Source organism: Pantoea sp. Tr-811 (genome assembly GCF_011752535.1).
Classification (GTDB): domain Bacteria; phylum Pseudomonadota; class Gammaproteobacteria; order Pseudomonadales; family Pseudomonadaceae; genus Aquipseudomonas.
In genome coordinates, this window is the sequence record NZ_VWXJ01000035.1 from 1 (window position 1) to 23,730 (window position 23,730).

The 23,730-nt window shown below is 64.5% G+C and carries 26 protein-coding genes; 24 read left to right on the top strand and 2 right to left on the bottom strand.

Annotated elements, in window-relative coordinates; translation table 11 throughout:
• The 8 genes from F3J44_RS29685 to murB all read left to right on the top strand — a co-directional run.
• The coding region (locus F3J44_RS29685; RefSeq protein ID WP_205300241.1) for a hypothetical protein at positions 1 to 185 on the top strand (185 nt) is incomplete at its 5' end.
• 94 nt (positions 186 to 279) lie between these two features.
• Entirely contained in the window at positions 280 to 915 is a 636-nt protein-coding gene (locus F3J44_RS28705; protein WP_167058271.1) for a MotA/TolQ/ExbB proton channel family protein, read from the top strand.
• The gene (locus F3J44_RS28710; RefSeq protein WP_167058267.1) at positions 912 to 1,346 is read left to right on the top strand and encodes a biopolymer transporter ExbD; all 435 of its coding nucleotides are present in this window, start codon (positions 912 to 914) and stop codon (positions 1,344 to 1,346) included. Before F3J44_RS28705 ends, F3J44_RS28710 begins: the two co-directional genes overlap by 4 nt.
• Positions 1,346 to 2,347, top strand: coding sequence for a tetraacyldisaccharide 4'-kinase (gene lpxK / locus F3J44_RS28715; RefSeq protein WP_167277855.1), 1,002 nt, complete (start codon positions 1,346 to 1,348; stop codon positions 2,345 to 2,347). The genes F3J44_RS28710 and lpxK overlap by 1 nt, the downstream gene beginning before the upstream one ends.
• 34 nt (positions 2,348 to 2,381) lie before the next feature.
• Positions 2,382 to 2,567: a Trm112 family protein gene (locus tag F3J44_RS28720; protein WP_003247142.1), complete on the top strand. Its 186-nt coding sequence runs from the start codon at positions 2,382 to 2,384 to the stop codon at positions 2,565 to 2,567.
• A gap of 2 nt (positions 2,568 to 2,569) precedes the next feature.
• A complete protein-coding gene (gene kdsB, locus F3J44_RS28725; RefSeq protein ID WP_205300245.1) occupies positions 2,570 to 3,328 on the top strand; it encodes a 3-deoxy-manno-octulosonate cytidylyltransferase in 759 nt (252 codons plus the stop codon).
• Entirely contained in the window at positions 3,328 to 3,792 is a 465-nt protein-coding gene (locus F3J44_RS28730; protein WP_167277858.1) for a low molecular weight protein-tyrosine-phosphatase, read from the top strand. The genes kdsB and F3J44_RS28730 overlap by 1 nt, the downstream gene beginning before the upstream one ends.
• Entirely contained in the window at positions 3,789 to 4,808 is a 1,020-nt protein-coding gene (gene murB / locus F3J44_RS28735; RefSeq protein WP_167277860.1) for a UDP-N-acetylmuramate dehydrogenase, read from the top strand. The genes F3J44_RS28730 and murB overlap by 4 nt, the downstream gene beginning before the upstream one ends.
• A gap of 247 nt (positions 4,809 to 5,055) precedes the next feature.
• Here murB and rne read toward each other — a convergent pair whose 3' ends face one another.
• A complete protein-coding gene (gene rne, locus F3J44_RS28740) occupies positions 5,056 to 8,442 on the bottom strand; it encodes a ribonuclease E (protein WP_167277862.1) in 3,387 nt (1,128 codons plus the stop codon).
• Positions 8,443 to 9,243: 801 nt separating this feature from the next.
• Between rne and rluC the strand changes: the two genes are divergently transcribed.
• The 3 genes from rluC to F3J44_RS28755 are packed head-to-tail and all read left to right on the top strand — an operon-like array spanning position 9,244 to position 11,878.
• Positions 9,244 to 10,200, top strand: coding sequence for a 23S rRNA pseudouridine(955/2504/2580) synthase RluC (rluC, locus tag F3J44_RS28745; protein WP_167058248.1), 957 nt, complete (start codon positions 9,244 to 9,246; stop codon positions 10,198 to 10,200).
• Positions 10,190 to 10,864 (top strand): HAD family hydrolase, encoded by a 675-nt coding sequence (locus F3J44_RS28750; RefSeq protein WP_167277863.1) that lies wholly within the window; start codon positions 10,190 to 10,192, stop codon positions 10,862 to 10,864. Before rluC ends, F3J44_RS28750 begins: the two co-directional genes overlap by 11 nt.
• A gap of 24 nt (positions 10,865 to 10,888) precedes the next feature.
• Positions 10,889 to 11,878 carry a S49 family peptidase gene (locus tag F3J44_RS28755; RefSeq protein ID WP_167277865.1) on the top strand — a complete coding sequence of 330 codons (990 nt, stop codon included), beginning with the start codon at positions 10,889 to 10,891 and terminating at the stop codon, positions 11,876 to 11,878.
• A 113-nt stretch (positions 11,879 to 11,991) separates the two neighbouring features.
• On the opposite strand, the gene F3J44_RS28760 is transcribed toward F3J44_RS28755, so the two are convergent.
• A complete protein-coding gene (locus F3J44_RS28760) occupies positions 11,992 to 12,570 on the bottom strand; it encodes a nucleoside triphosphate pyrophosphatase (RefSeq protein ID WP_167277867.1) in 579 nt (192 codons plus the stop codon).
• A gap of 96 nt (positions 12,571 to 12,666) precedes the next feature.
• Here F3J44_RS28760 and F3J44_RS28765 point away from each other — a divergent pair, with 96 nt between their 5' ends.
• The 13 genes from F3J44_RS28765 (at position 12,667) to F3J44_RS28825 (ending at position 23,716) form a co-directional block, all read left to right on the top strand.
• A complete protein-coding gene (locus tag F3J44_RS28765) occupies positions 12,667 to 13,194 on the top strand; it encodes a YceD family protein (RefSeq protein WP_167058236.1) in 528 nt (175 codons plus the stop codon).
• Between the two features lie 13 nt (positions 13,195 to 13,207).
• Positions 13,208 to 13,390 (top strand): 50S ribosomal protein L32, encoded by a 183-nt coding sequence (rpmF, locus tag F3J44_RS28770; RefSeq protein ID WP_003247154.1) that lies wholly within the window; start codon positions 13,208 to 13,210, stop codon positions 13,388 to 13,390.
• A 3-nt stretch (positions 13,391 to 13,393) separates the two neighbouring features.
• Entirely contained in the window at positions 13,394 to 14,404 is a 1,011-nt protein-coding gene (gene plsX, locus F3J44_RS28775; RefSeq protein WP_167058232.1) for a phosphate acyltransferase PlsX, read from the top strand.
• A 220-nt stretch (positions 14,405 to 14,624) separates the two neighbouring features.
• Positions 14,625 to 15,563: an ACP S-malonyltransferase gene (gene fabD / locus F3J44_RS28780; protein ID WP_167058229.1), complete on the top strand. Its 939-nt coding sequence runs from the start codon at positions 14,625 to 14,627 to the stop codon at positions 15,561 to 15,563.
• A gap of 15 nt (positions 15,564 to 15,578) precedes the next feature.
• On the top strand, positions 15,579 to 16,319 hold the full coding sequence (gene fabG, locus F3J44_RS28785) for a 3-oxoacyl-ACP reductase FabG (protein WP_167058226.1): 741 nt from the start codon (positions 15,579 to 15,581) through the stop codon (positions 16,317 to 16,319).
• A gap of 203 nt (positions 16,320 to 16,522) precedes the next feature.
• Positions 16,523 to 16,759, top strand: coding sequence for an acyl carrier protein (gene acpP / locus F3J44_RS28790; RefSeq protein WP_009685065.1), 237 nt, complete (start codon positions 16,523 to 16,525; stop codon positions 16,757 to 16,759).
• Between the two features lie 173 nt (positions 16,760 to 16,932).
• Positions 16,933 to 18,177, top strand: a complete 1,245-nt coding sequence (gene fabF, locus F3J44_RS28795; protein ID WP_167058223.1) for a beta-ketoacyl-ACP synthase II — start codon at positions 16,933 to 16,935, stop codon at positions 18,175 to 18,177.
• On the top strand, positions 18,177 to 18,998 hold the full coding sequence (gene pabC, locus F3J44_RS28800; RefSeq protein ID WP_167277868.1) for an aminodeoxychorismate lyase: 822 nt from the start codon (positions 18,177 to 18,179) through the stop codon (positions 18,996 to 18,998). The genes fabF and pabC overlap by 1 nt, the downstream gene beginning before the upstream one ends.
• A gap of 4 nt (positions 18,999 to 19,002) precedes the next feature.
• Positions 19,003 to 20,130, top strand: coding sequence for an endolytic transglycosylase MltG (gene mltG, locus F3J44_RS28805; protein WP_167058217.1), 1,128 nt, complete (start codon positions 19,003 to 19,005; stop codon positions 20,128 to 20,130).
• Between the two features lie 9 nt (positions 20,131 to 20,139).
• Positions 20,140 to 20,772 carry a dTMP kinase gene (gene tmk, locus F3J44_RS28810; protein WP_167058214.1) on the top strand — a complete coding sequence of 211 codons (633 nt, stop codon included), beginning with the start codon at positions 20,140 to 20,142 and terminating at the stop codon, positions 20,770 to 20,772.
• A complete protein-coding gene (locus F3J44_RS28815) occupies positions 20,765 to 21,751 on the top strand; it encodes a DNA polymerase III subunit delta' (RefSeq protein WP_167277870.1) in 987 nt (328 codons plus the stop codon). The genes tmk and F3J44_RS28815 overlap by 8 nt, the downstream gene beginning before the upstream one ends.
• A 30-nt stretch (positions 21,752 to 21,781) precedes the next feature.
• Positions 21,782 to 22,564: a TatD family hydrolase gene (locus tag F3J44_RS28820; RefSeq protein ID WP_167058208.1), complete on the top strand. Its 783-nt coding sequence runs from the start codon at positions 21,782 to 21,784 to the stop codon at positions 22,562 to 22,564.
• Positions 22,565 to 23,080: 516 nt separating this feature from the next.
• The gene (locus tag F3J44_RS28825; RefSeq protein ID WP_167058205.1) at positions 23,081 to 23,716 is read left to right on the top strand and encodes a TetR/AcrR family transcriptional regulator; all 636 of its coding nucleotides are present in this window, start codon (positions 23,081 to 23,083) and stop codon (positions 23,714 to 23,716) included.
• The last annotated feature ends 14 nt before the right edge of the window (positions 23,717 to 23,730 follow it).

A 23,730-nucleotide genomic window follows, 5' to 3' on the forward strand; every position in this document is an offset into this window, starting at 1 on the left:
CTCTTTCCCTCACCGACGCTCTTCCGATCTGCGGGGTGTTGATTTCGCGTGGGCGCAACAACAGCTTCGGGCATCCGCACGGGCAGGTAATGGAGCGGTATCGGCGCCATGGGATGCAAGTGCATGACACGGCGGTGGCGCGGGCGGCGCTCGATCTCACAGGCGCCGAAAGCCACAAGCCATAAACCCACCCCAACCCCAATTCCCTGACCTCCGGCAGATGAGCCCCCACGCACTCCTATGCTAGAGTGTCGGCCTTTTTCCGAAGGGGCATTTACTGTGTGGGAATTGGTCAAGTCCGGTGGTTGGATGATGCTGCCAATCATTCTGAGCTCCATCGCTGCCATGGCGATCGTCGTCGAGCGCCTGTGGACCCTGCGCGCCAGCCGCGTTACCCCGCCGCACCTGCTGGGCCAGGTATGGATGTGGATCAAGGACAAGCAACTCACCAGTGACAAGCTCAAGGCCCTGCGCGCCGACTCGCCGCTGGGCGAAATCCTCGCCGCGGGCCTGGCCAACTCGCGCCATGGCCGCGAAATCATGAAAGAGTGCATCGAGGAAGCCGCCTCGCGGGTCATCCACGAGCTCGAACGCTACGTCAGTACCCTCGGCACCATCGCCGCCATGGCCCCGTTACTGGGCCTGCTGGGCACCGTGCTGGGCATGATCGACATCTTCAGCGCCTTCATGGGCTCGCAGATGACCACCAACGCCGCCGTGCTGGCGGGGGGTATCTCCAAGGCCCTGGTCACCACCGCCGCTGGCCTGATGGTCGGTATCCCGGCAGTGTTCTTCCACCGCTTCCTGCTGCGCCGCATCGATGAACTGGTGGTGGGCATGGAGCAGGAAGCCATCAAACTGGTGGAAGTGATTCAAGGCGACCGTGAAGTGGAAGTGGCCGGAGGCAAGGCGTGAAGTTCCGGCGCAATCGCCAGCGGGAAAACGTGGACATCAACCTGGCGTCGCTGATCGACGTGGTGTTCGTGCTGCTGCTGTTCTTCGTGGTCACCACCACCTTCACCCGTGAAACCCAGCTGCGTGTCGAGCTGCCCGAAGCCGCCAGTGCCGAACAGGCGCCGGCCGACCAGGACAAACTGGTGGAAGTCACCATCAGCGCCGACGGCGTGTACTCGGTGAACAACCACCTGCTGCCCAAAAGCGACCTGGCCACCCTGACCGAGGCCATCGAGCGCGAGTCCGGCGGCGACAACAAGCTGCCGCTGGCCATCAGCGCCGACGGCAAGACCCCGCACCAGGCCGTGATCACCGCGATGGATGCCGCCGGCAAGCTCGGTTTCAGCCACCTGCGCATGACCACCGTCGAGGCCGCCCAGGGGACACCTTGATGGCGCTCGCCGACCGACTGCTGGCTGCTTGGTACGCCGGGCATCCGGCTCTGGCGCTGCTGCGCCCGCTCGAAGCGTTGTACCGGCGAGTGGTCACGCGCAAGCGTGCACGCTTTCTCAGTGGCCAAAGCCCCAGCTACCGGGCCCCGGTGCCGGTGATCGTGGTGGGCAACATCACGGTGGGCGGTACGGGCAAGACGCCAATGATCCTCTGGCTGATCGAACATTGCCGCCGCCAGGGCCTGAAGGTCGGCGTGGTCAGCCGTGGCTATGGCGCCAAGCCGCCGCACTTCCCCTGGCGCGTCGAAGCCAGCCAGCCGGCTGCGCAGGCCGGTGACGAGCCGTTGCTGATCGTGCAGCGCAGTGGCGTGCCATTAGTGATCGACCCCGACCGTTCGGCGGCGGTGCAGGCGCTGTTGGCCAGCGAACCGGTCGACCTGATTCTGTGCGACGACGGCATGCAGCACTACCGCCTGGCCCGCGACCTGGAGCTGGTGCTGGTGGATGCCGCCCGCGGCCTGGGCAATGGCCGCTGCCTGCCCGCAGGCCCCTTGCGCGAGCCTGCCGAACGGCTGCAGGAAGCCGACGCGGTATTGTTCAACGGTGCCAACGCCGACAGCGCCGAAGGCTTTGCCTTTCGCCTGCAGCCCTCGGTGCTGGTGAACCTGCGCAGCGGCGAGCGCCGTGCGCTCGACCATTTCCCCGCAGGCCAGCGCCTGCATGCGGTGGCCGGTATCGGTAACCCGCAACGTTTCTTCAACACCCTGCTGGGGCTAAACTGGCAGCCGGTGCCGCACCCGTTCGCCGACCATGCGCAGTTCAGCGCCGAGCGCCTGGCCTTCAGCCCCGCGCTGCCGTTGGTCATGACCGAGAAGGATGCGGTGAAATGCCGGGCCTTCGCCGCCGATGACTGGTGGTACCTGGCGGTCGAGGCGCAGCCCACGCCCGCGTTCGGCGCCTGGTTCGACACCCAGCTGCAGCGCTTGCTGCGCAAGCCCTGAGCCCTTATTCAACTTCCGCCCAAGGACGCCTTCAATGGACACCAAACTGCTCGATATCCTGGCCTGCCCGATCACCAAGGGCCCGCTCAAGCTCAGCGCCGACAAGACCGAGCTGATCAGCAAGGGCGCCGGCCTGGCCTACCCGATTCGCGACGGTATCCCGGTGATGCTGGAAAGCGAGGCGCGCACCCTGACCGACGACGAGCGTCTGGACAAATGAGCCTGAACTTCACCGTGGTGATTCCCGCCCGGCTGCATTCCACACGCCTGCCGGGCAAGCCGTTGCTGCCGATTGCCGGCAAGCCGATGGTGCAGCACGTTTGGGAGCAGGCGCGCAGGAGCGGCGCCAACCGCGTGGTGATCGCCACCGACGATGCCAGCATCCTCGACGCCTGCCAGGCCTTTGGTGCCGAAGTGCTGATGACCCGTGCCGACCATGAGTCCGGCACCGATCGCCTGGCCGAAGTGGCCGCGCAGCTGGGCCTGCCCGCCGATGCCATCGTGGTCAACGTGCAGGGCGACGAGCCCTTGATTCCACCGGTGATCATCGACCAGGTAGCGGCCAACCTGGCTGCCCACCCTGAGGCGGGCATCGCCACCCTGGCCGAGCCCATCCACGCGCCGGAAACCGTGTTCAACCCCAATGCGGTGAAGGTGGTCAGCGACAAGCATGGGCTGGCCCTGACCTTCAGCCGTGCGCCGTTGCCCTGGGCGCGTGATGCCTTTGCCGGGAGCCGTGATGCCTTGCCGCAAGGCGTGCCGTACCGCCGCCATATCGGCATGTACGCCTACCGTGTGGGCTTCCTGCAGGACTTCGTCGGTTGGGGCCCGTGCTGGCTTGAGCAAACCGAGGCGCTGGAGCAGCTGCGTGCGCTGTGGCACGGCGTGCGGATCCACGTCGAAGACGCCATCGAGGCGCCAGCGGTGGGTGTCGATACCCCTGAAGACCTTGAGCGCGTGCGGCGCTTGCTGGAGGCCTGATGCGCGTTCTGTTCGTCTGCCTGGGCAACATCTGCCGTTCCCCCACCGCGGAAGGCGTGCTGCGCCATCAACTCAAGGCCGCCGGCCTGGAAGGGCAGGTACAGGTTGCCTCTGCCGGCACCGGTGACTGGCATGTCGGCAAGGCGCCGGACAGCCGCACCTGCAAGGCGGCCCTGGCGCGTGGCTACGACCTTTCGCGGCAGCGTGCGCAGCAGGTCAAGGCGGCGCATTTTGCCGAGTACGACCTGATCCTGGCCATGGATGAAAGCAACCTCGGCCACCTGCGCGCCCTGCGCCCGCACGATGCCCGTGGCGAGCTCGACCTGTTCCTGCGCCGCTACGGCGCAGCCCTGGACGAAGTGCCGGACCCTTACTACGGCGGCGCCGAAGGGTTCGAACAGGTGCTGGACTTGATCGAGGCGGCCTGCCGTGAGCTGGTCGTGGAAATCAAGGGGCGGCTATGACGGTGCAGTGGCAGGAGTGGGTTTCGCTCAAGCCTTTCAATACCTTCGGCATCGATGTCAAAGCCCGCTACTTTGCCCAGGTGCATGACGATGACGAAGTGCGCGAGGCCCTGGCCCGGGCGCAGCGGATGGGCGTTGCCGTTTTCGTCATCGGCGGTGGCAGCAACCTGCTGCTGAGCCGTGATGTCGATGCGCTGGTGCTGCACATGGCCAGCCGTGGCCGGCGCGTGCTGAGTGACGATGGCGAGCGCCTGGTGGTCGAGGCCGAGGCCGGTGAGCCCTGGCACCCGTTCGTGCAGTGGTCGCTGGCGCAGGGCTTCTGTGGCCTGGAAAACCTGAGCCTGATCCCCGGCACCGTCGGCGCGGCGCCGATGCAGAACGTGGGTGCCTATGGGGTGGAGATCAAGGATGTATTCGCCGGCCTGACCGCGCTGGACCGGGAAACCGGCGAGCTGCGCGATTTCAGCCTGGCCGAGTGCGCCTTCGGCTACCGCGACAGCCTGTTCAAGCGCGCGCCGGGGCGCTGGTTGATTCTGCGTGTGCGGTTTGCCCTGAGCCATTCGCTGCAGGCGCACCTGGACTACGGCCCGGTGCGCCAGCGCCTGGCGGAGCAGGGCGTGGAGCAGCCGAGCGCGCAGGCGATCAGTGAGGCCATTTGCAGCATTCGCCGGGAGAAACTGCCGGACCCGGCTGAGTTGGGCAATGCCGGGAGTTTCTTCAAGAACCCGGTGGTGGCTGCCGAGCAGGTCGAGCGGATTCGTGCCCAGCATCCGAGCGTTGTGGCCTACCCGCAGGCCGATGGCCAGGTGAAGCTGGCCGCCGGTTGGTTGATCGAACAGGCGGGGTGGAAGGGTTATCGCGAGGGTGATGCCGGGGTGCACCGGTTGCAGTCGCTGGTGCTGGTCAATTATGGCCAGGCGAGCGGGGCGCAGGTGCATGCGCTGGCCCAGCGGATCCAGGCGGATATCCTGGCGCGGTTCGGGGTGGCGCTGGAGATGGAGCCTAACCTGTACTGAGGTTTGCCTGTGCCGGCCTATTCGCGGGCAAATATTTGATTTGATAGAGAGTCCTGTAGGAGCGGGCTTGACCCGCGAAGCAGGCGATGCGGTGGATGGCACCGGCTGCGCCGGTGTTCGCGGGGCAAGCCCGCTCCTACAGAGAGATGGCGGCGCGCTTGCGGGCAATGTTCCCTGTTGATGCAAATGCCAAAGAAAAAGCCCCGCCAGTTCGCACTGGCGGGGCTTTTTCATTCAGCGGTGGCTATCAACCGTGGTGAGGCTTGTGCTCATCGGCGGTTTCCAGCACGGGCTCGGCCGCTTCCTGGGCTGCCTTGGCAGCTGCTTCGGCTTCACGCTTGCGACGACGCACTTCACGTGGGTCGTTAGGCGCGCGGCCGTTAGGCAGCATCACGGTGGCCGCTTCGACAACGGCAGGCGCCGCTTCGACCGGTGCAGGCTCGGCCACTACCGGCGCCGCTTCAGCGACCGCTGGAGCGGGTTCAGCGACCACTGGAGCCGGTTCTGCAACCACCTCCGGCTGGGCTTCCACGACTACGGCAGGTTGCTCGGCAACCGCTGCTGGCTCGACCACGGCCTGAGCCTGCTCGGCTTCAGCCGCTTCGACAGCCGGTGCTTCGACTACTGGTGCTGCAACGGCTGCCGCTTCAACAACCGCCGCTTCAACAACAGGGGTTTCAACGACCGGTGCTTCGACAGCCACCTCTGGCTCGGCAACAGCAGCCTGCTCGACCACTGGCTGAGGCGCCACTTCCACTACCGGCTCGGCGCTGGCTTCAACCACGGCAACCGGCTCGCTGACAGGCTGCTCGACCACAGGGGCGATAGCGGCCTGTTCGGCCTTGGCAGCTTCTTCAACTTCAACGGCTGGGGCTGCAGCTTCAACCACGACGGCTGGCTGGGCAGCTTCGCCGTTGTCGGTGCTGACCACTTCGGCGCTGGCCCGTTCGGCCTGCTGGTTGGCTTCGGCTTCGGCGTTGGCGCTGATGTTGCTGCTGGCAACAGCGGCAGTAACGGCCAGGCCGGCTGCCAGTTCAGCGCCCAGCTCGGTGGCTTGGTGCTGTTGTGGTTGCTCTTCGCTGCCTTCCTCGTCGCCGCCGTCGATCAGCTCGCCATTGGCGTTGCGCTGGCGTTCACGACGGTTGCTGCGACGACGCTGGCCACGGGAGCGGCGGCGTGGGCGTTCGCCATCGGCGCCTTCCTGCTCGTCCTGCAGCAGTTCGTCGTTTGGCAGTTGCTCTTCGGCCAGTTCCGCAGCCTGTTGGGCGGCTTCTTCGCCAACACGTGGCTGGCGCTCTTCGCGTGGTGGGCGCGGGGCGCGTTCTTCGCGTGGCGCACGCTCTTCACGTGGGGCGCGTTCTTCACGCGGTGCACGCTCCTCGCGAGGGGCACGTTCTTCACGCGGTGCACGTTCTTCACGTGGGGCGCGTTCCTCACGCGGCGCACGCTCTTCACGTGGTGCGCGTTCTTCACGCGGTGCACGTTCTTCGCGTGGTGCGCGTTCTTCACGGGCTACACGTTCCTCACGTGGCTGACGCTCTTCGCGTTCGGCCGGGGTGGCGTCCAGCGGCTCGCGCAGTTCGCGCACGCGCTCTTCGCCACGGTTGCCACGGCGGTCTTCACGTGGCTGGCGCGGCGCGCGCTCTTCACGTGGGGCGCGTTCTTCGCGTGGTGCACGTTCTTCACGCGGTGCGCGTTCTTCACGTGGCGCACGTTCCTCGCGGGGTTGGCGTTCTTCGCGTGGGGCGCGCTCGGCACGCTCTTCACGCGGCTTGCGCTCTTCGTCGCGGCGGCCGTTGCGGTTGCGGCTCTGCTGGCGGCCGTTGCGACGCTCTTCGTTACGCGGGTTGCGCTCGGCGGCCGGTTTTTCGGCTGCAGCGGCAGCGACCGGCGCGGCGGCAGGTTCATCCTTGCCGGCGAACAGGCTGACCAGCGACTTCACCAGGCCCTTGAACAGGCTAGGTTCCGGTGCGGCCGGGGCAGGGGCTACCGGGGCAGCTGGCTGTGGCTGCTCTTCGGCGGTCGGCAGCGGCGCATTGGCGCGGGCCGGGGCAGTTTTCACCGCGGCTTCCTGGCGAACCAGGGTGCGGGTAGCGGTAGGCTGCGGCGCTTCCTCGGCTTCGGCGGCGGCGATTTCGTAGCTGGACTGGTTGTTCAGCACTTCCGGGTTGTCGTCGCGCAGGCGCTGGACTTCGAAGTGCGGCGTTTCCAGGTGGTCGTTCGGCAGGATGATGATGCGCGCACGGGTGCGCAGTTCGATCTTGGTGATCGAGTTGCGCTTCTCGTTGAGCAGGAATGCGGCCACCGGGATTGGCACCTGGGCACGTACCTCGGCGGTACGGTCCTTCAGGGCTTCTTCCTCGATCAGGCGCAGGATGGCCAGCGACAGCGACTCGACGTCACGGATGATGCCGGTGCCCGAGCAGCGTGGGCAGACGATGCCGCTGCTTTCACCCAGGGATGGGCGCAGGCGCTGACGGGACATTTCCAGCAGGCCGAAGCGCGAGATGCGGCCAACCTGCACGCGGGCGCGGTCGGCTTCCAGGCATTCACGCACGCGCTCTTCGACGGCGCGCTGGTTTTTGGCCGGGGTCATGTCGATGAAGTCGATGACGATCAGGCCGCCGATGTCACGCAGGCGCAGCTGGCGGGCGATTTCCTCGGCCGCTTCCAGGTTGGTCTGCAGGGCGGTTTCCTCGATGTCGCTGCCCTTGGTGGCGCGCGCCGAGTTGATGTCGATCGAAACCAGGGCCTCGGTCGGGTCGATCACGATCGAGCCACCCGATGGCAGGTCGACAACGCGCTGGAAGGCGGTTTCGATCTGGCTTTCGATCTGGAAGCGGTTGAACAGCGGCACGCTGTCTTCGTACAGCTTGACCTTGCTGGCGTACTGCGGCATCACCTGGCGGATGAAGGTCAGGGCTTCTTCCTGGGCATCGATGCTGTCGATCAGCACTTCGCCGATGTCCTGGCGCAGGTAGTCGCGGATGGCGCGGATGATGACGTTGCTTTCCTGGTAGATCAGGAATGGCGCAACGCGGTCCTGGGACGCTTCTTTGATGGCGGTCCACAGTTGCAGCAGGTAGTCGAGGTCCCACTGCATTTCTTCGCTGCTGCGGCCAAGGCCGGCAGTGCGCACGATCAGGCCCATGTCGCCCGGCACGGTCAGGCCGTTGAGGGCTTCGCGCAGTTCGTTGCGCTCTTCGCCTTCGATGCGGCGGGAAATGCCGCCGGCGCGTGGGTTGTTCGGCATCAGCACCAGGTAGCGGCCAGCCAGGCTGATGAAGGTGGTGAGGGCGGCGCCTTTGTTGCCGCGCTCTTCCTTCTCGACCTGAACGATCACTTCCTGGCCTTCGCTCAGGACTTCCTTGATGTTTACCCGGCCTTCAGGGGCTTTCTTGAAGTATTCGCGGGAGATTTCCTTCAGCGGCAGGAAGCCGTGACGTTCGGAGCCGAAGTCGACGAAGGCGGCTTCGAGGCTGGGCTCGATACGGGTGATCTTGCCTTTGTAGATGTTGGCCTTTTTCTGTTCACGCGCGCCAGACTCGATGTCCAGGTCGTACAGACGTTGGCCGTCCACCAGGGCTACACGCAACTCTTCGGGTTGAGTTGCGTTAATCAGCATTCTTTTCATGTTGTACCGTCGGTTTCCGGGCTGCCGGAAACGGCGTGCGGCACACACGACTTCTCATGGTCGGTGCCAAGGTGCGCAAAGGGTGGCCGGGGCCACCCCCGTGTCGAGCAACGTTCGGCACCAGCCGGTTGCCCAGCCTGCCGTTGTCGCGACGACGCGTCCTGTTTGCTGCGGTGCCTACCAGGCCCCGGTGGCTTCGAATGGGTATCCGAATCAACCAAGCGGGCCTCGTGCACTCAGTCAGGAGGAGGAATCAACCGTCAGCCGTGGACGCCCGAGGGCATCTGTTCAGGACCTTATCCGCTCGCCGGCCAATCAGTGGGCCGGTGGCCGGACGCGGTGCTACACGGTCCGAGGGCTGTGCATCTCCACCCTGCACGTATCCCTGATAATTCGGGTGCTGCCGCGCGCTGAATCCGCAACGGGTTGCATTTTTCGCCAGCTTCGAATGGGAAGCTGACGCCATTACATGTCCAAGGCAGGTATTTCCGAAGCATTCGCCGTGCGTTGCGTGGAAGCGACGGGGCGGGCAGAGGTGGGGCGAAAATAATCGGGTAAGCAGGCGAAAAACCACACTTGTCGTTTTTTTTCGGTCTTCTCTACACAGCGCTGGTGGCGATTCCAGGCAATTCGGTAAACTGGCGAAAACCCCGTAGGACGGCCTTGCGTCCTGGAGAATTGCGAAGGTCAGGGACCGGCTAAGGGCCTGGTGCCGCTGGCCTGCCGCTTTTGGCGGCGTTCGCGACTATAGCAGTAATGATTAAGTGCTTCAATTCCATAAAAAATTGTTATGATCCCGCCATGACGACCAATACCCCTCCGACTTCCGGCGTTCAGCTGATCGAAGTCGCGCCGGAACTTGCCGGCCAACGCATCGACAATTTCCTCATCACGGCGCTCAAGGGCGTGCCCAAGACGCTGGTGTACCGCATCCTGCGCAAAGGCGAGGTACGGGTCAACAAGGGCCGTATCAAACCCGAGTACAAGCTGCAGGCCGGCGACATCGTGCGGGTACCGCCCGTCCGCCTGCCTGAGCGTGACGAGCCGGCGCCGGTCGCCCAGGGGCTGCTGCAGCGCCTGGAAGCGGCGATTGTTTACGAAGACAAGGCGCTGATCGTGATGAACAAGCCTGCCGGCATCGCCGTGCACGGTGGCAGCGGCCTGAGCTTTGGTGTGATCGAGGCGCTGCGCCAGCTGCGCCCGGACGCCAAGGAGCTGGAGCTGGTGCACCGCCTGGACCGCGACACCTCGGGCCTGTTGATGATCGCCAAGAAGCGCAGCATGCTGCGCCACCTGCACGCCGCCTTGCGCGGCGATGGCGTAGACAAGCGCTACATGGCGCTGGTGCGCGGCCATTGGCCGACGTCGAAGAAGCAGGTGAATGCGCCGTTGCTCAAAAGCAACCTGCGCTCGGGCGAGCGCATGGTCGAGGTGAACGACGAAGGCAAGGAAGCGCTGACCCTGTTCCGCGTGCTGCGCCGCTTCGGCGAATTCGCCACCATCGTCGAGGCGCGGCCGATCACCGGGCGTACCCACCAGATTCGCGTGCATACCCTGCATGCCGGCCACATGATCGCCGGTGACAGCAAATACGGCGATGAAGACTTCAGCCGCGAAATCCGCGAGCTGGGTGGCAAGCGCCTGTTCCTGCATGCCTATGCCCTCACCGTGCCACTGCCTGACGGCGGCGAGCTCAAGCTTGAGGCGCCGGTGGATGAGGTGTGGGCCAAGACCGTGGAGCGTTTGAGTGCGCCGTGATGCCAATAGCAAGCGCTACGAGCTGCTGATTTTCGACTGGGACGGCACCCTGGCCGACTCCATCGGCCGCATCGTCGTGGCCATGAACGCTGCTGCCGAGCGGGCGGGAGAAGCGCCGAGCGATGAGGCTGCCGTCAAGGGCATCATCGGCCTGGCGCTGGCCGAGGCCATCTCCACCCTGTATCCGCACCTTGGCCCGCTGCAGGTCGAAGCCTTCCGCCAGCACTACGCCGACATCTATATGGCGCTCGACCAGCAGCCCTCGCCGCTGTTCGAGGGCGTGGTCGAGTCGCTGGAGGCTTTCCGTGCCGAGGGCTATCGCCTGGCGGTGGCAACCGGCAAGGCCCGCCGTGGCCTGGACCGGGTGCTCAAGGCCAATGGCTGGGAGCGGTTCTTCGACATCACCCGCGCTGCCGACGAAACCCGTGGCAAGCCGCACCCCTTGATGCTTGAAGAGATCCTTGGGCACTGTGGCGTCGAACCGCATCAGGCGTTGATGGTCGGAGATTCGGCGTTCGACCTGCAGATGGCCAGCAATGCGGGCATGCACTCGGTTGCCGTTGGCTATGGCGCCATGCCGCTGCAGGCGCTGGCCGAGTTCGGCCCGCAGCTGTGCATCGATCATTTCTCCCAGCTGCGCGAGTGGCTGGCCGCTTCCGTGTAATTGCACGTTCCAAGGTAGGTGAGCATGGCTGACGAATGGAAAGCACCCGAAACCGAACCCGATGAGCGCGAAGAGCGCAAAAGCTGGAAACTGCTGGAGAAAACCCTGCTGGCAGGCGTTCAGGAGCAGCGCCGGGCGCGGCGCTGGGGGATTTTCTTCAAGCTGCTGACCTTTATCTACCTGTTTGGCCTGCTGGCACTGTTCCTGCCGCTGACGGACATGGACAAGGCCGCCTCGCGCAGTGGCAGCCACACGGCGCTGGTGGAGGTGCGTGGGGTGATTGCCGACCAGGAGGCCGCCAGTGCCGACAATATCGTCAAGGGCCTGCGCGATGCCTTCAAGGACCCCAAGACCAAGGCGGTGGTGCTGCGCATCAACAGCCCAGGTGGCAGCCCGGTACAGGCGGGGTACGTGTATGACGAAATGCGCCGGCTGCGCACCTTGCACCCGGACATCAAGCTGTATGCGGTGATTACCGACCTGGGCGCATCGGGTGCTTACTACATTGCCAGTGCGGCGGATGAAATCTACGCCGACAAGGCCAGCCTGGTTGGCTCCATTGGCGTGACGGCGGCCGGTTACGGCTTTGTCGGGGCGATGGAGAAGCTGGGGGTCGAGCGCCGGGCCTATACGTCGGGCGAGCACAAGGCCTTTCTCGACCCGTTCTCGCCGCAAAAGCCTGACGAGACGGCGTTCTGGCAGGGTGTGCTGGATACCACGCACCAGCAGTTCATCGCCATGGTCAAGCAGGGGCGGGGTGAGCGCCTGAAGGACAAGGAACATCCAGAGCTGTTCAGTGGCCTGATCTGGTCTGGTGAGCAGGCCAAGGGGCTTGGGTTGGTGGATGGCTTGGGCAGCGTCAGTTATGTGGCGCGTGAAGTGGTCGGCGAGAAAGACCTGGTGGATTACACCGTGCAGGAATCGCCGTTCGACCGTTTCTCCAAGCGCATCGGTGCCAGCGTGGCTGAGCACCTGGCCATGTGGATGGGGTTCCAGGGGCCGCAGCTGCGTTGAATGTGGCGCCGCTTTGCGGCGCATCGCGAGCTGCGCTCGCTCCTACCGGGATTGAGGTGCTGGGCCAGTAGGAGCGAGCAAAGCTCGCGATGCGCCGCGCAAGCGGTGCGGGTTCAGGGAATCACCACCCCTTCGTGCATCAGCATGTCCACCAGCCGAATCAGCGGCAGCCCGATCAGGCTGGTCGCATCGCACCCATGGGTGCTCTGAAACAAACTCACGCCCAACCCCTCTGCCTTGAAGCTTCCTGCACAATCGAGCGGCTGCTCCGCTTGCACATAGCGCTCTACGCGTTCGCGGTCCAGTTCGCGCATGGTCACCGTGAACGGCACGCAATCGACCTGGCACTGCCCGGTGGCGGTGTTGAGCAGCGCCAGCCCGGTCAGGAAGGTGACCTGTTGGCCGCTGGCCTCCAGCAGCTGCTCGCACGCCCGTTCGAAGGTGTGCGGCTTGCCCAGCACCTGCTCGCCTAGTACCGCCACTTGGTCCGAGCCGATGATAAGGTGCCCAGGGTGGCTGGCAGCCAGTGCCTCGGCCTTTTGTCGCGCCAGCCTGCGCACCAGCTCCACGGCGGGTTCGTCGGCCAGGCGGCGCTCGTCTAGATCGGGGCTTGCACAGGTGAAAGGCAGGCGCAGGCGAGCGAGCAGTTCACGGCGGTAGGCGGAGCTTGAAGCCAGCAACAAGGGAAGCATGATAGACTCCTGATCAGTTGAATCCGATTCTAACATGCGAGATGCCGCCGAATTTCCTTTGACAGGGGCGGGGGGCATCCCTAGAATGCTGCGCCTATGTTGAATGACCCGATTCCACCTCACGTTGACCCGCGCAAATTAGCCGACCGAGGCGTATCCATCACTGGTACGCTGCAACTCGCTGATTTGGAAAGACTCTGCGACCCGCTTTCCGACAATGTCGGTATGGTGCAGGCGAAGTTCGATTTTGAACGAGATGAACAGCACGTGGTGGTTATCCACAGCGAGCTGGACGTCGAGGTCAAGATGGTTTGCCAGCGTTGTCTTGAGCTGGTCACCCTGCCGATCCACAGCGAATGTACATACGCCGTGGTGAAGGAGGGTGCGAATACCCAGTCGTTGCCGAAAGGCTATGACGTGCTGGAACTGGGCGAAGATCCATTGGATCTGCAGGCCTTGGTCGAGGAAGAGCTGTTGCTCGCCTTGCCCATCGTGCCTGCTCATCATCCGGAAGAATGCCAGCAGCCGGCGGGCGCAGACGAGCCCGAATCGAGCAAGGACGAGGTATCGCGGTCCAACCCGTTCAGTGTTTTGGCGCAGTTAAAGCGTGACCCAAACGTTTAGGAGTTAATCAATTATGGCTGTTCAGCAGAACAAAAAATCCCGCTCTGCCCGTGACATGCGCCGTTCGCACGACGCCCTGTCGGAAAACGCGCTGTCGGTAGAGAAAACCACCGGTGAAGTACACCTGCGCCACCACGTTTCGCCAGAAGGCGTATACCGTGGTCGCAAAGTGGTCGACAAGGGCGCTGACGAGTAATCCTTGTCCGCTCAGATCATCGCGATCGACGCAATGGGCGGGGACTTCGGTCCCCGCAGCATTGTCCAGGCTAGCATTGCCTGCCTTTCGGCTACCCCCTCGCTGCACCTGACCCTCGTCGGTCAACCCTCCCTCCTTGAAGATCTTGTCAGCGGCCTCTCGGCTGCGGATCGCGCGCGCCTGCACATTGTCGGTGCCAGCGAAGTGATCGGCATGGACGAGCGGCCATCGCAAGCGCTGCGCGGCAAGCCGGATTCGTCGATGCGCATCGCCCTTGAACTGGTGCGTGATGGCAAGGCCCAGGCCTGCGTCAGTGCCGGCAACACCGGGGCGTTGATGGCGCTGTCGCGCTTCGTGCTGAAAACCCTGCCGGGCATCGACCGGCCAGCCATGGTGGCGGCGATTCCGACCCAGGCTGGCTATTGCCAGTTGCTCGACCTGGGCGCCAATGTCGATTGCAGCGCCGAAAACCTCTACCAGTTCGCCGTGATGGGCTCGGTGGCGGCCCAGGCCCTGGGCATCCACAGGCCGCGCGTGGCGCTGCTGAACATCGGCACCGAAGACATCAAGGGCAACCAGCAGGTCAAGTTGGCCGCCACGCTGTTGCAGAATGCCCGTGGCCTGAACTACGTGGGCTTCGTCGAGGGTGATGGCCTGTACCGCGGCGAGGCGGATGTGGTGGTGTGCGACGGGTTCGTCGGCAACATCCTGCTCAAGTCCAGCGAGGGCCTGGCGACCATGATCGGTGCGCGCATCGAGCGGTTGTTCAAGGGCGGCGCGTTGTCGCGGGTGGCCGGGGCGTTGGCGATGCCATTGCTCAAGCGCCTGCAGGCCGACCTTGCGCCAGCGCGGCACAATGGCGCGAGCTTCCTTGGGCTGCAGGGCATCGTCGTCAAGAGCCATGGTTCGGCGGGGGTGGAGGGCTTCCAGAGTGCGATTCAGCGGGCGCTGATCGAGATTCAGGAAAACCTGCCGCAGCGCTTGCATGGGCGCCTGGAGGACTTGTTGCCGTAGCCTGTGCCGGCCTCTTCGCGGGCAAGCCTGTGGTGGCCGTGTGGGAGCGGGCTTGCCCGCGAAAGGGCCGGTGCAGGGGTACAAAGCCTTTGGGCATATCGCCGATGAAGTGCTTAAATGTGACCGCTCAGTTTTCGTTTTCATCCAAGTTTTCAGATTACGCGCCCAGCCCCAGGCTTGGCGCACACTATCCGACGACAAGATCATAAGGGCTTGTTCAATGTCTGCATCCCTCGCATTCGTCTTCCCCGGTCAAGGTTCCCAGTCGCTGGGCATGCTCGCCGAACTCGGCGCTGAAAAGCCGGTGGTCATCGAGACCTTCAAGGAGGCTTCCGAGGCTCTGGGCTATGACCTGTGGAAGCTGGTTCAGGAAGGTCCGGAAGAACAACTCAACCAAACCGACAAGACCCAGCCGGCCATTCTCACCGCTTCCATCGCCCTGTGGCGCCTGTGGCTGGAAGAGGGCGGCGCCAAGCCAGCGTTCGTTTCCGGCCACAGCCTGGGTGAGTACAGCGCCCTGGTGGCTGCCGGTGCCCTGTCGCTCAAAGACGCCGTGCGCCTGGTCGAGCGCCGTGGCCAACTGATGCAGGAAGCCGTGCCCGCCGGCCACGGTGGCATGGCCGCCATCCTCGGCCTCGACGACGCCGTGGTGGTCGAGATTTGCGCCGAAGCCGCCGAAGACCAAGTGGTCAGCGCGGTGAATTTCAACTCGCCAGGCCAGGTGGTCATCGCCGGCAACAAGGCGGCGGTCGACCGCGCCATCGAGCTGTGCAAGGCCAAGGGTGCCAAGCGCGCCCTGCCATTGGCGGTCAGCGTGCCGTCGCACTGCGCCCTGATGAAGCCTGCTGCCGAGCGTTTCGCCGACGCCGTCAACGCCATCGAATGGAAGGCCCCGCAGATCCCGGTGGTGCAGAACGTCACCGCCGCCGTGGCCGCCGACCTCGATGCCCTGAAGCAGGACCTGCTGGCGCAGCTGTACCAGCCGGTACGCTGGGTAGAGTGCGTGCAAACCCTGGCGGCCAATGGCGCCGTCAACCTGGTGGAGTGCGGCCCGGGCAAGGTCCTGGCTGGCCTGAACAAGCGTTGCGCCGACGGCGTGACCACCTACAACCTCAATACCCCTGACGCTGTCGCCGCCACCCGCGCGGCGCTGGCTTGATTTGGAGAAGCTTGCATGAGCCTGCAAGGTAAAGTTGCATTGGTCACCGGCGCCAGCCGTGGTATTGGCCAGGCCATCGCCCTCGAACTGGGCCGCCAGGGCGCGACCGTGATCGGCACCGCCACCTCGGCATCCGGCGCCGAGCGCATCGCCGCTACCCTGAAAGAGCACGGCATCACCGGCACCGGCATGGAACTGAACGTCACCAGCGCCGAGTCCGTTGACGCGGTGCTGGGCGCCATTGGCGAGCAGTTCGGCGCCCCGGCCATCCTGGTCAACAACGCCGGTATCACCCGTGACAACCTCATGCTGCGCATGAAGGACGACGAGTGGTTCGACGTGATCGACACCAACCTGAACAGCCTCTACCGTCTGTCCAAGGGCGTGCTGCGTGGCATGACCAAGGCGCGTTGGGGCCGTATCATCAGCATCGGCTCGGTCGTCGGTGCCATGGGTAACGCAGGCCAGGCCAACTATGCCGCCGCCAAGGCGGGCCTGGAAGGCTTCAGCCGCGCCCTGGCCCGTGAAGTGGGTTCGCGTGGCATCACCGTCAACGCGGTGACCCCGGGCTTCATCGACACCGACATGACCCGCGAGCTGCCGGAAGCCCAGCGCGACGCGCTGAAAACCCAGATTCCGCTGGGCCGCCTGGGCCAGGCCGACGAAATTGCCAAGGTGGTTTCGTTCCTGGCATCGGACGGCGCTGGCTACGTAACCGGCGCTACCGTGCCGGTCAACGGCGGGATGTACATGTAAAACTGCAATGCAATGTGACGGATTGCTTCAAAAAAGAGTCATACTGCGAGCCTAAAATCCGTTATAAAGCTGCAACCAGATTCCAGGCAGCGGGTAGGGTGCCCCGGCCGAAGGTGCGTTCCGCTTGAAAAGCGAACGTCTTTCTATAAACTTGGTCACCGGCCAGCTGCCTGACATATGTCCATTAGGAGTGAAAACTAGGTATGAGCACCATCGAAGAACGCGTCAAGAAAATCGTCGCCGAGCAACTGGGCGTGAAGGAAGAGGAAGTGACTGCTGAGAAGTCCTTCGTCGATGACCTGGGTGCCGATTCGCTTGACACCGTTGAGCTGGTGATGGCTCTGGAAGAGGAATTCGAGACCGAAATCCCTGACGAAGAAGCCGAGAAGATCACTACCGTTCAAGCTGCAATCGACTACGTCAAAAACCACCAGGCTTAAGACGTTGTAGTCGACGCTTCTTGTCGAGAAGAACCGCACTGCCTTTGCCGGCGTGCGGTTTTTTCTTTGCGAGCCACCGGCGTCGTTTCGCTCGCTACGAGAGCTTGTTGCCATTTCATTCCATTGCTTGAATGCAATGGCAAGAAACTCTGTGATTAGAAAAGGAGAGTACTGTGTCGCGTAGACGCGTCGTGGTCACCGGTATGGGTATGCTGTCGCCACTGGGTACCGATGTACCGAGCACCTGGCAGGGCATTCTGGCTGGCCGCAGTGGCATTGGTCCGATCGAACACACGGACCTGTCTGCCTACTCCACCCGTTTTGGCGGCTCGGTGAAAGGCTTCGAGGTTGAGCAGTACCTGTCGGCCAAAGAGGCCCGCAAACTCGACCTGTTCATCCAGTACGGCCTGGCGGCCGGGTTCCAGGCCGTGCGTAATGCCGGGCTGGAAGTGACCGACGCCAACCGCGAGCGCATTGGCGTGGCCATGGGCTCGGGCATCGGCGGCCTGACCAACATCGAAGAAACCAGCCGTACCTTGCACGACCAAGGGCCGCGGCGTATTTCGCCGTTCTTCGTGCCAGGCTCGATCATCAACATGATCTCCGGTTTCCTGTCGATCCATCTGGGCCTGCAGGGGCCGAACTACGCCATTGCCACCGCTTGCACCACCGGCACCCACTGCATCGGCATGGCCGCGCGCAACATCGCCTACGGTGAAGCCGACGTGATGATCGCCGGTGGCGCCGAAATGGCCGCTTGCGGCCTGGGCATGGGCGGCTTCGGTGCGTCGCGGGCGTTGTCCACGCGCAACGACGAGCCGGCCCGCGCCAGCCGCCCATGGGACAAAGGCCGCGATGGCTTCGTGCTGTCCGACGGCGCCGGTGCCTTGGTGCTCGAAGAACTGGAACACGCCCAGGCCCGTGGCGCCACCATCTATGCCGAGCTGGTGGGCTTTGGCATGAGCGGCGATGCTTACCACATGACCTCGCCACCGGACAGCGGTGAAGGCGCCGCGCGCTGCATGGCCAACGCCCTGCGTGACGCCGGTATCCAGCCTGAGCAGGTCAGCTACATCAACGCCCACGGTACCTCGACACCGGCCGGCGACATCGCCGAAGTGGCCGCCATCAAGCGTGTGTTCGGCGAGCACGCCTACAAGCTGGCCGTCAGCTCGACCAAGTCGATGACCGGCCACCTGCTGGGCGCAGCTGGCGCGGTGGAGGCGATTTTCAGCGTGCTGGCCATCAACAGCCAGATGGCGCCGCCAACCATCAACCTGGATGAGCCAGACGAAGGTTGCGACCTCGACTTCGTGCCTCACCAGGCGCGCAGCATGCCGATCGATGTGGTGTTGTCCAACTCGTTCGGCTTTGGTGGCACCAACGGTTCGCTGGTGTTCCGCCGGTTCGCCGGTTGATGCTGAGCTGGATCGACGGCGGGCCCGCGGCTGCAGTCAACCTGCAGAACCGTGGGTTGGCCTACGGCGATGGCCTGTTCGAAACCATCGCCGTGTGTGCTGGCCGGCCCAGCTTGCTGGACGGCCACCTGGCGCGCCTGGCACTGGGCTGCCAGCGCCTGGCAATCGACGCCGACCTTGCGCGGATGCGCGAGGAAATCCTGGCATTTTCCAGCCAGCTGGGCGACGGCGTCGCCAAGCTGATTCTCACGCGCGGCGACAGCCAGCGTGGCTATGCACCGGTTGCCGGCGCCATGGCGCGGCGTATCCTTCAGGGCAGCCCGTTGCCCAGCTACCCGGCTGAGCATGCCGAACTCGGCGTGCAGCTGTTCGCCTGCCAAACCCGCCTTGCGGAACAACCGCTGCTGGCCGGGCTCAAACACCTCAACCGCCTGGAGCAGGTGCTGGCCCGTGCCGAATGGCAGGGCAGCGAGCTGGCCGAAGGCCTGATGCGTGACGGCCAGGGCAGGGTGATCGAAGGGGTGTACAGCAACCTGTTCCTGGTGCGCGAGGGCGTGCTGCACACCGCCGACCTGAGCCGCTGCGGCGTGGCGGGGGTGATGCGTGGTGCGTTGCTGGAACAGGCGCAGGTGCTGGGCATTGCCCTGCAGGTGCGTGACATTGCCTTCGACGAGCTGGCGCTGGCCGATGAAGTCTTCGTCTGCAACAGTGTCTATGGCGTGTGGCCGGTGCGCGGCATTCCCGCGCTCAAGCTGAACTGGTCGCCGGGCCCGCTCACCCGTAAACTGCAGGCCGTTGCCCGTACGTTACTGGATACCTGAATTCGTGAGACGCAAATTCCTGCTGCTGCTGGAAATGGGTTTGATCCTCGCCGGCCTGGCCTTGGGCTGGTCTGCCTGGAAGATCAACACCGTGCTGGAGCAGCCCTTGCACGTCACCGAAGAGCGCTTGCTCGACGTGCCCAGCGGCACCAACCCCAACCGCATGTTCTACCGCATGCAGGCCGACGGCCTGCTCGACGATGCGTTCTGGTTGCGCCTGTATTGGCGCTTCAACATGGTGGGCACGCAACTGCACACGGGCGAGTACCGCCTGAGCCCCGGCATGACGGTGGAACAGCTGTTCGATGCCTGGCGCCGCGGCGATGTGGTGCAGTACAACCTGACCCTGGTCGAAGGCTGGACCTTCCGCCAGGTGCGTTCGGCGGTGGCCAAGCATGAAAAGATCAAGCACACCCTGGATGGCTTGTCCGACACCGAGGTGATGGACAAGCTGGGCCACACCGGGGTGTTCCCCGAGGGCCGTTTCTTCCCCGACACCTACCGCTTCGTGCGTGGCATGAGCGATGTCGAGTTGCTGCAGCAGGCCTACATGCGCCTGGACGAAGTGCTGGCCAAGGAGTGGGCCGAGCGCACCACCGACCTGCCTTACCGCGACCCCTACCAGGCGCTGATCATGGCCTCGCTGGTGGAGAAGGAAACCGGCATTCCCCAGGAACGTGGGCAGATCGCCGGCGTGTTCGTGCGCCGCCTGCGCCTGGGCATGATGCTGCAAACCGACCCCACGGTGATCTACGGCATGGGCGAGCGCTACAACGGCCGCATCACCCGCGCCGACCTGCGCGAGCCGACCCCGTACAACACCTACACCATGACCGGCCTGCCGCCGACGCCGATCGCCATGGTTGGGCGCGAGGCGATCCATGCCGCCCTCAACCCGTCCGATGGCACCAGCCTGTACTTCGTCGCCCGTGGCGATGGCAGCCACGTGTTCTCCGACGACCTGGACGACCACAACAGTGCGGTGCGCGAGTTCCAGCTCAAGCGCCGTGCCGATTACCGTTCCAGCCCGGCGCCGCAGAGCGCGCCGGCCGACGCTGCCGAGCCTGCCGAGCAGGTGCCAGGCAGCGAGCCCGCGCCGGCCGAAGCGCCTGCGCCTGACGAAACCCATTAAGGACTGCCTGTGAGCGGCTTGTTTATTACCCTGGAAGGCCCGGAAGGCGCCGGCAAGAGCACCAACCGCGATTACCTGGCCGCGCGCCTGCGCGAGCAGGGCGTGGACGTGGTGCTGACCCGCGAGCCGGGGGGGACGCCCCTGGCGGAAAAGATTCGTGAATTGCTGCTGGCGCCGAGCGACGAAACGATGGCGGCCGATACCGAGCTGTTGCTGGTGTTCGCCGCCCGCGCCCAGCACCTGGCCGAGGTGATTCGCCCGGCACTGGCGCGGGGCGCCGTGGTGCTGTGCGATCGGTTCACCGATGCCACTTATGCCTACCAGGGCGGCGGCCGCGGCCTGTCGGTCGAGCGCATCGCCACCCTGGAGCAGTTCGTCCAGGGCGACCTGCGCCCGGACCTGACCCTGGTCTTCGACCTGCCGGTGGAAGTGGGCCTGGCCCGTGCCGCCGCCCGTGGCCGCCTGGACCGCTTCGAGCAGGAAGGCCAGGCCTTCTTCGAAGCCGTGCGCCAGGCCTACCTGCAGCGCGCCCAGCGCGAGCCGCAGCGCTACAGCCTGCTGGATGCCGCGCAGCCACTGGCTGACGTGCAGCGCCAGATCGACGCGCTGTTGCCGGCCATCGCAGGGCGTTGCCGTGGCTGAGGCCTACCCCTGGCAGCAGGCCATCTGGCAGCAGTTGGCCGGCCGCAGCCAGCATGCCCACGCCTACCTGCTGCATGGCCCCCAGGGCATCGGCAAGCGGGCCATGGCCGAGCGCCTGATGGCCCGCTTGCTGTGCCAGAAACCGCAGGGGCTCGATGCCTGCGGGCAGTGCAAGTCGTGCCTGTTGCTCAAGGCCGGCAGCCACCCGGACAACTTCGTGCTGGAGCCGGAAGAGGCCGACAAGCCGATCAAGATCGACCAGGTGCGTGAACTGGTGGCGTTCGTGGTGCAGACGGCGCAGCTCGGTGGGCGTAAGGTGGTGTTGATCGAGCCGGTCGAGGCAATGAACATCAATGCCTCCAACGCCTTGCTCAAAAGCCTCGAGGAGCCCTCGGGCGACACCGTGCTGATTTTGGTCAGCCACCAGCCCAGCCGCTTGTTGCCGACCATCAAAAGCCGTTGCCAGCAAGTCGCCTGCCCGCAACCGACGTTGGCCCAGAGCCAGGCCTGGTTGGCAGAGGCGTTGGCAGGCAGCGCCGAGGCCGAGCGTGACGAACTGCTCACCCTGGCGGCTGGCTCGCCATTGATGGCCGTGAGCCTGCAGGCCCAAGGCGTGCGCGAGCAGCGTGCGCTGGTTACCGACGGGGTGAAGAAGCTGCTCAAGCAGCAGCAATCGCCCAGCCAGTTGGCCGAAGCCTGGAGTGGCGTGCCGCTGTTGCTGCTGTTCGACTGGTTCTGCGACTGGTCGCACCTGGTGCTGCGTTACCAGCTGACCCAGGACGAGGACGGGCTGGGCTTGGCCGACATGCGCAAGGTGGTGCAGTACCTGGCGCAGAAAAGCCGCCAGGGCAAGGTGCTGGAGGTGCAGGCGTGGATCCTCGAACAGCGCCAGAAGGTGCTGGGCAAGGCCAACCTCAATCGCGTGCTGTTGCTGGAAGCCTTGCTGGCCCATTGGATGCAGTTGCCAGGCGTCCGTTGATTTTTCATTTCTAGATGTGTGACCTATCCCATGCTCGTTGACTCCCATTGCCACCTCGACCGTCTGGACCTGAGCGCCCACCAAGGCTCGCTCGATGCTGCCCTGCAGGCGGCCCGCGAGCGGGGCGTCGGGCATTTCCTGTGTATTGGCGTAAGTGCCGAGAATGCCGGTGCGGTGAAGGCCCTGAGCGAGCAGTACGCCGATGTCGACTGCTCGGTGGGCGTGCACCCGCTGGACCTGGCGCCGGGCGAAACGCCGGCGCTGGAGTGGCTGCTGCGCGAACTGGCCCACCCGCATGTGGTGGCCATTGGTGAAACCGGGCTGGATTACCACTACGAGCCTGAGGCCGCCGAATTGCAGCAGGCTTCGTTCCGCCTGCACCTGGAGGCTTCGCGGCAAACCGGCAAGCCGGTGATCGTGCACACCCGTGCGGCGCGCGCCGATACCTTGGCGTTGTTGCGCGAGGCCAGCCTGCCCCAGGCAGGGGTGCTGCATTGCTTCACCGAAGACTGGGACATGGCCAGGGCCGCGCTGGACCTGGGCTATTACATTTCGTTGTCCGGCATCGTCACCTTCCGCAATGCCGATGCCCTGCGCGAGGTGGCGCGCCAGGTGCCGGTGGACCGCCTGCTGGTGGAAACCGACTCGCCGTACCTGGCGCCGATTCCGCATCGTGGCAAGCCGAACCTGCCGCAGTACGTGCGTGAAGTGGCCGAATACGTGGCGTCGCTGCGCGGCGTGAGTTACGCCCAGTTGGCCGAGCAGACCACGGCCAATTTCAAGCGCCTGTTCCCGCTGGCCCGCGTCCTCTAGGCGACGCTCACGCCCCCCTGTAGGCGACGGCCACACCCCCCCCTGTAGGAGCGAGCGTAGCTCGCGATGGGCTGCAAAGCAGCCCCGGCGTTATCCGCCGCGAAGCTGAAACCCTGGGGCCACTGCGCGCCCCATCGCGAGCTACGCTCGCTCCTACCGGATCAGCGCAAGCCCGGTAGGGCCGATCTGTGCCCGGGCAAAAAAAACCCGGGTTCTGGGGGGGGAATCCGGGTTAAGACCATTAGGAGTAAAACAAAGGCACGCGGTCCCTGAGCGCCTTTATCGGCTCGCCACTTGGGGGGATGTGGGACGCCGACACTTCAAGTATTGGCCAGGTTGGCCGCGCTGCCAGTGCTTTGCTGTACGTTTTTTAAACAGATTTGGAATACGCCCGTCCCCGCTTCCTCCTTCTGCGCATGGCGAACTCATCGTGAAACATAGACATGCTTGGATGATCCGTGCAATTTGCTGCAAGTTAGGCATAATAAACCGCTTCAATGTCATCCAGTCCTTCCTATGCAGAAAGAACCTCGTAAGGTCCGTGAGTTTCGCCGTCGCGAACAGGAAATCCTCGATACAGCCCTCAAGCTGTTCCTCGAACAGGGTGAAGACAGCGTCACCGTCGAGATGATCGCCGACGCCGTGGGTATCGGCAAAGGCACGATCTACAAGCACTTCAAGTCCAAGGCGGAAATCTACCTGCGCCTGATGCTCGACTACGAGCGCGACCTGAATGCGCTGCTGCACTCGGCCGATGTCGACCGTGACAAGGAAGCCCTGTCGCGCGCCTACTTCGAGTTCCGTATGCGCGACCCCCAGCGCTACCGGCTGTTCGATCGCCTGGAAGAAAAGGTGGTCAAGGGCAACCAGGTCCCGGAAATGGTCGAGGAACTGCACAGCATCCGCGCCTCCAACTTCGACCGCCTGACCCAGCTCATCAAAGGCCGTATCAGCGAAGGCAAGCTCGAAGACGTGCCGCCGTACTTCCACTATTGCGCCGCCTGGGCCTTGGTGCATGGCGCCGTGGCGCTGTACCACTCGCCATTCTGGAGCAATGTGCTGGAGGACCAGGAGGGCTTCTTCCAGTTCCTCATGGACATCGGCGTGCGCATGGGCAACAAGCGCAAGCGTGACCCAGACGCCACCTCCTGAAGGGGCTTGGCAGC

Bases quoted from the DNA above. Each gene is read 5' to 3' on its own strand.
- rpmF (WP_003247154.1), top strand. From the start codon at position 13,208: ATGGCTGTTCAGCAGAACAAAAAATCCCGCTCTGCCCGTGACATGCGC.
- F3J44_RS28720 (WP_003247142.1), top strand. From the start codon at position 2,382: ATGGACACCAAACTGCTCGATATCCTGGCCTGCCCGATCACCAAGGGC.
- murB (WP_167277860.1), top strand. From the start codon at position 3,789: ATGACGGTGCAGTGGCAGGAGTGGGTTTCGCTCAAGCCTTTCAATACC.
- lpxK (WP_167277855.1), top strand. From the start codon at position 1,346: ATGGCGCTCGCCGACCGACTGCTGGCTGCTTGGTACGCCGGGCATCCG.
- rluC (WP_167058248.1), top strand. From the start codon at position 9,244: ATGACGACCAATACCCCTCCGACTTCCGGCGTTCAGCTGATCGAAGTC.
- fabD (WP_167058229.1), top strand. From the start codon at position 14,625: ATGTCTGCATCCCTCGCATTCGTCTTCCCCGGTCAAGGTTCCCAGTCG.
- acpP (WP_009685065.1), top strand. From the start codon at position 16,523: ATGAGCACCATCGAAGAACGCGTCAAGAAAATCGTCGCCGAGCAACTG.
- F3J44_RS28825 (WP_167058205.1), top strand. From the start codon at position 23,081: ATGCAGAAAGAACCTCGTAAGGTCCGTGAGTTTCGCCGTCGCGAACAG.
- F3J44_RS28730 (WP_167277858.1), top strand. From the start codon at position 3,328: ATGCGCGTTCTGTTCGTCTGCCTGGGCAACATCTGCCGTTCCCCCACC.
- F3J44_RS28765 (WP_167058236.1), top strand. From the start codon at position 12,667: ATGTTGAATGACCCGATTCCACCTCACGTTGACCCGCGCAAATTAGCC.
- fabG (WP_167058226.1), top strand. From the start codon at position 15,579: ATGAGCCTGCAAGGTAAAGTTGCATTGGTCACCGGCGCCAGCCGTGGT.
- rne (WP_167277862.1), bottom strand. From the start codon at position 8,442: ATGAAAAGAATGCTGATTAACGCAACTCAACCCGAAGAGTTGCGTGTA.
- F3J44_RS28820 (WP_167058208.1), top strand. From the start codon at position 21,782: ATGCTCGTTGACTCCCATTGCCACCTCGACCGTCTGGACCTGAGCGCC.
- F3J44_RS28760 (WP_167277867.1), bottom strand. From the start codon at position 12,570: ATGCTTCCCTTGTTGCTGGCTTCAAGCTCCGCCTACCGCCGTGAACTG.
- F3J44_RS28755 (WP_167277865.1), top strand. From the start codon at position 10,889: ATGGCTGACGAATGGAAAGCACCCGAAACCGAACCCGATGAGCGCGAA.
- pabC (WP_167277868.1), top strand. From the start codon at position 18,177: ATGCTGAGCTGGATCGACGGCGGGCCCGCGGCTGCAGTCAACCTGCAG.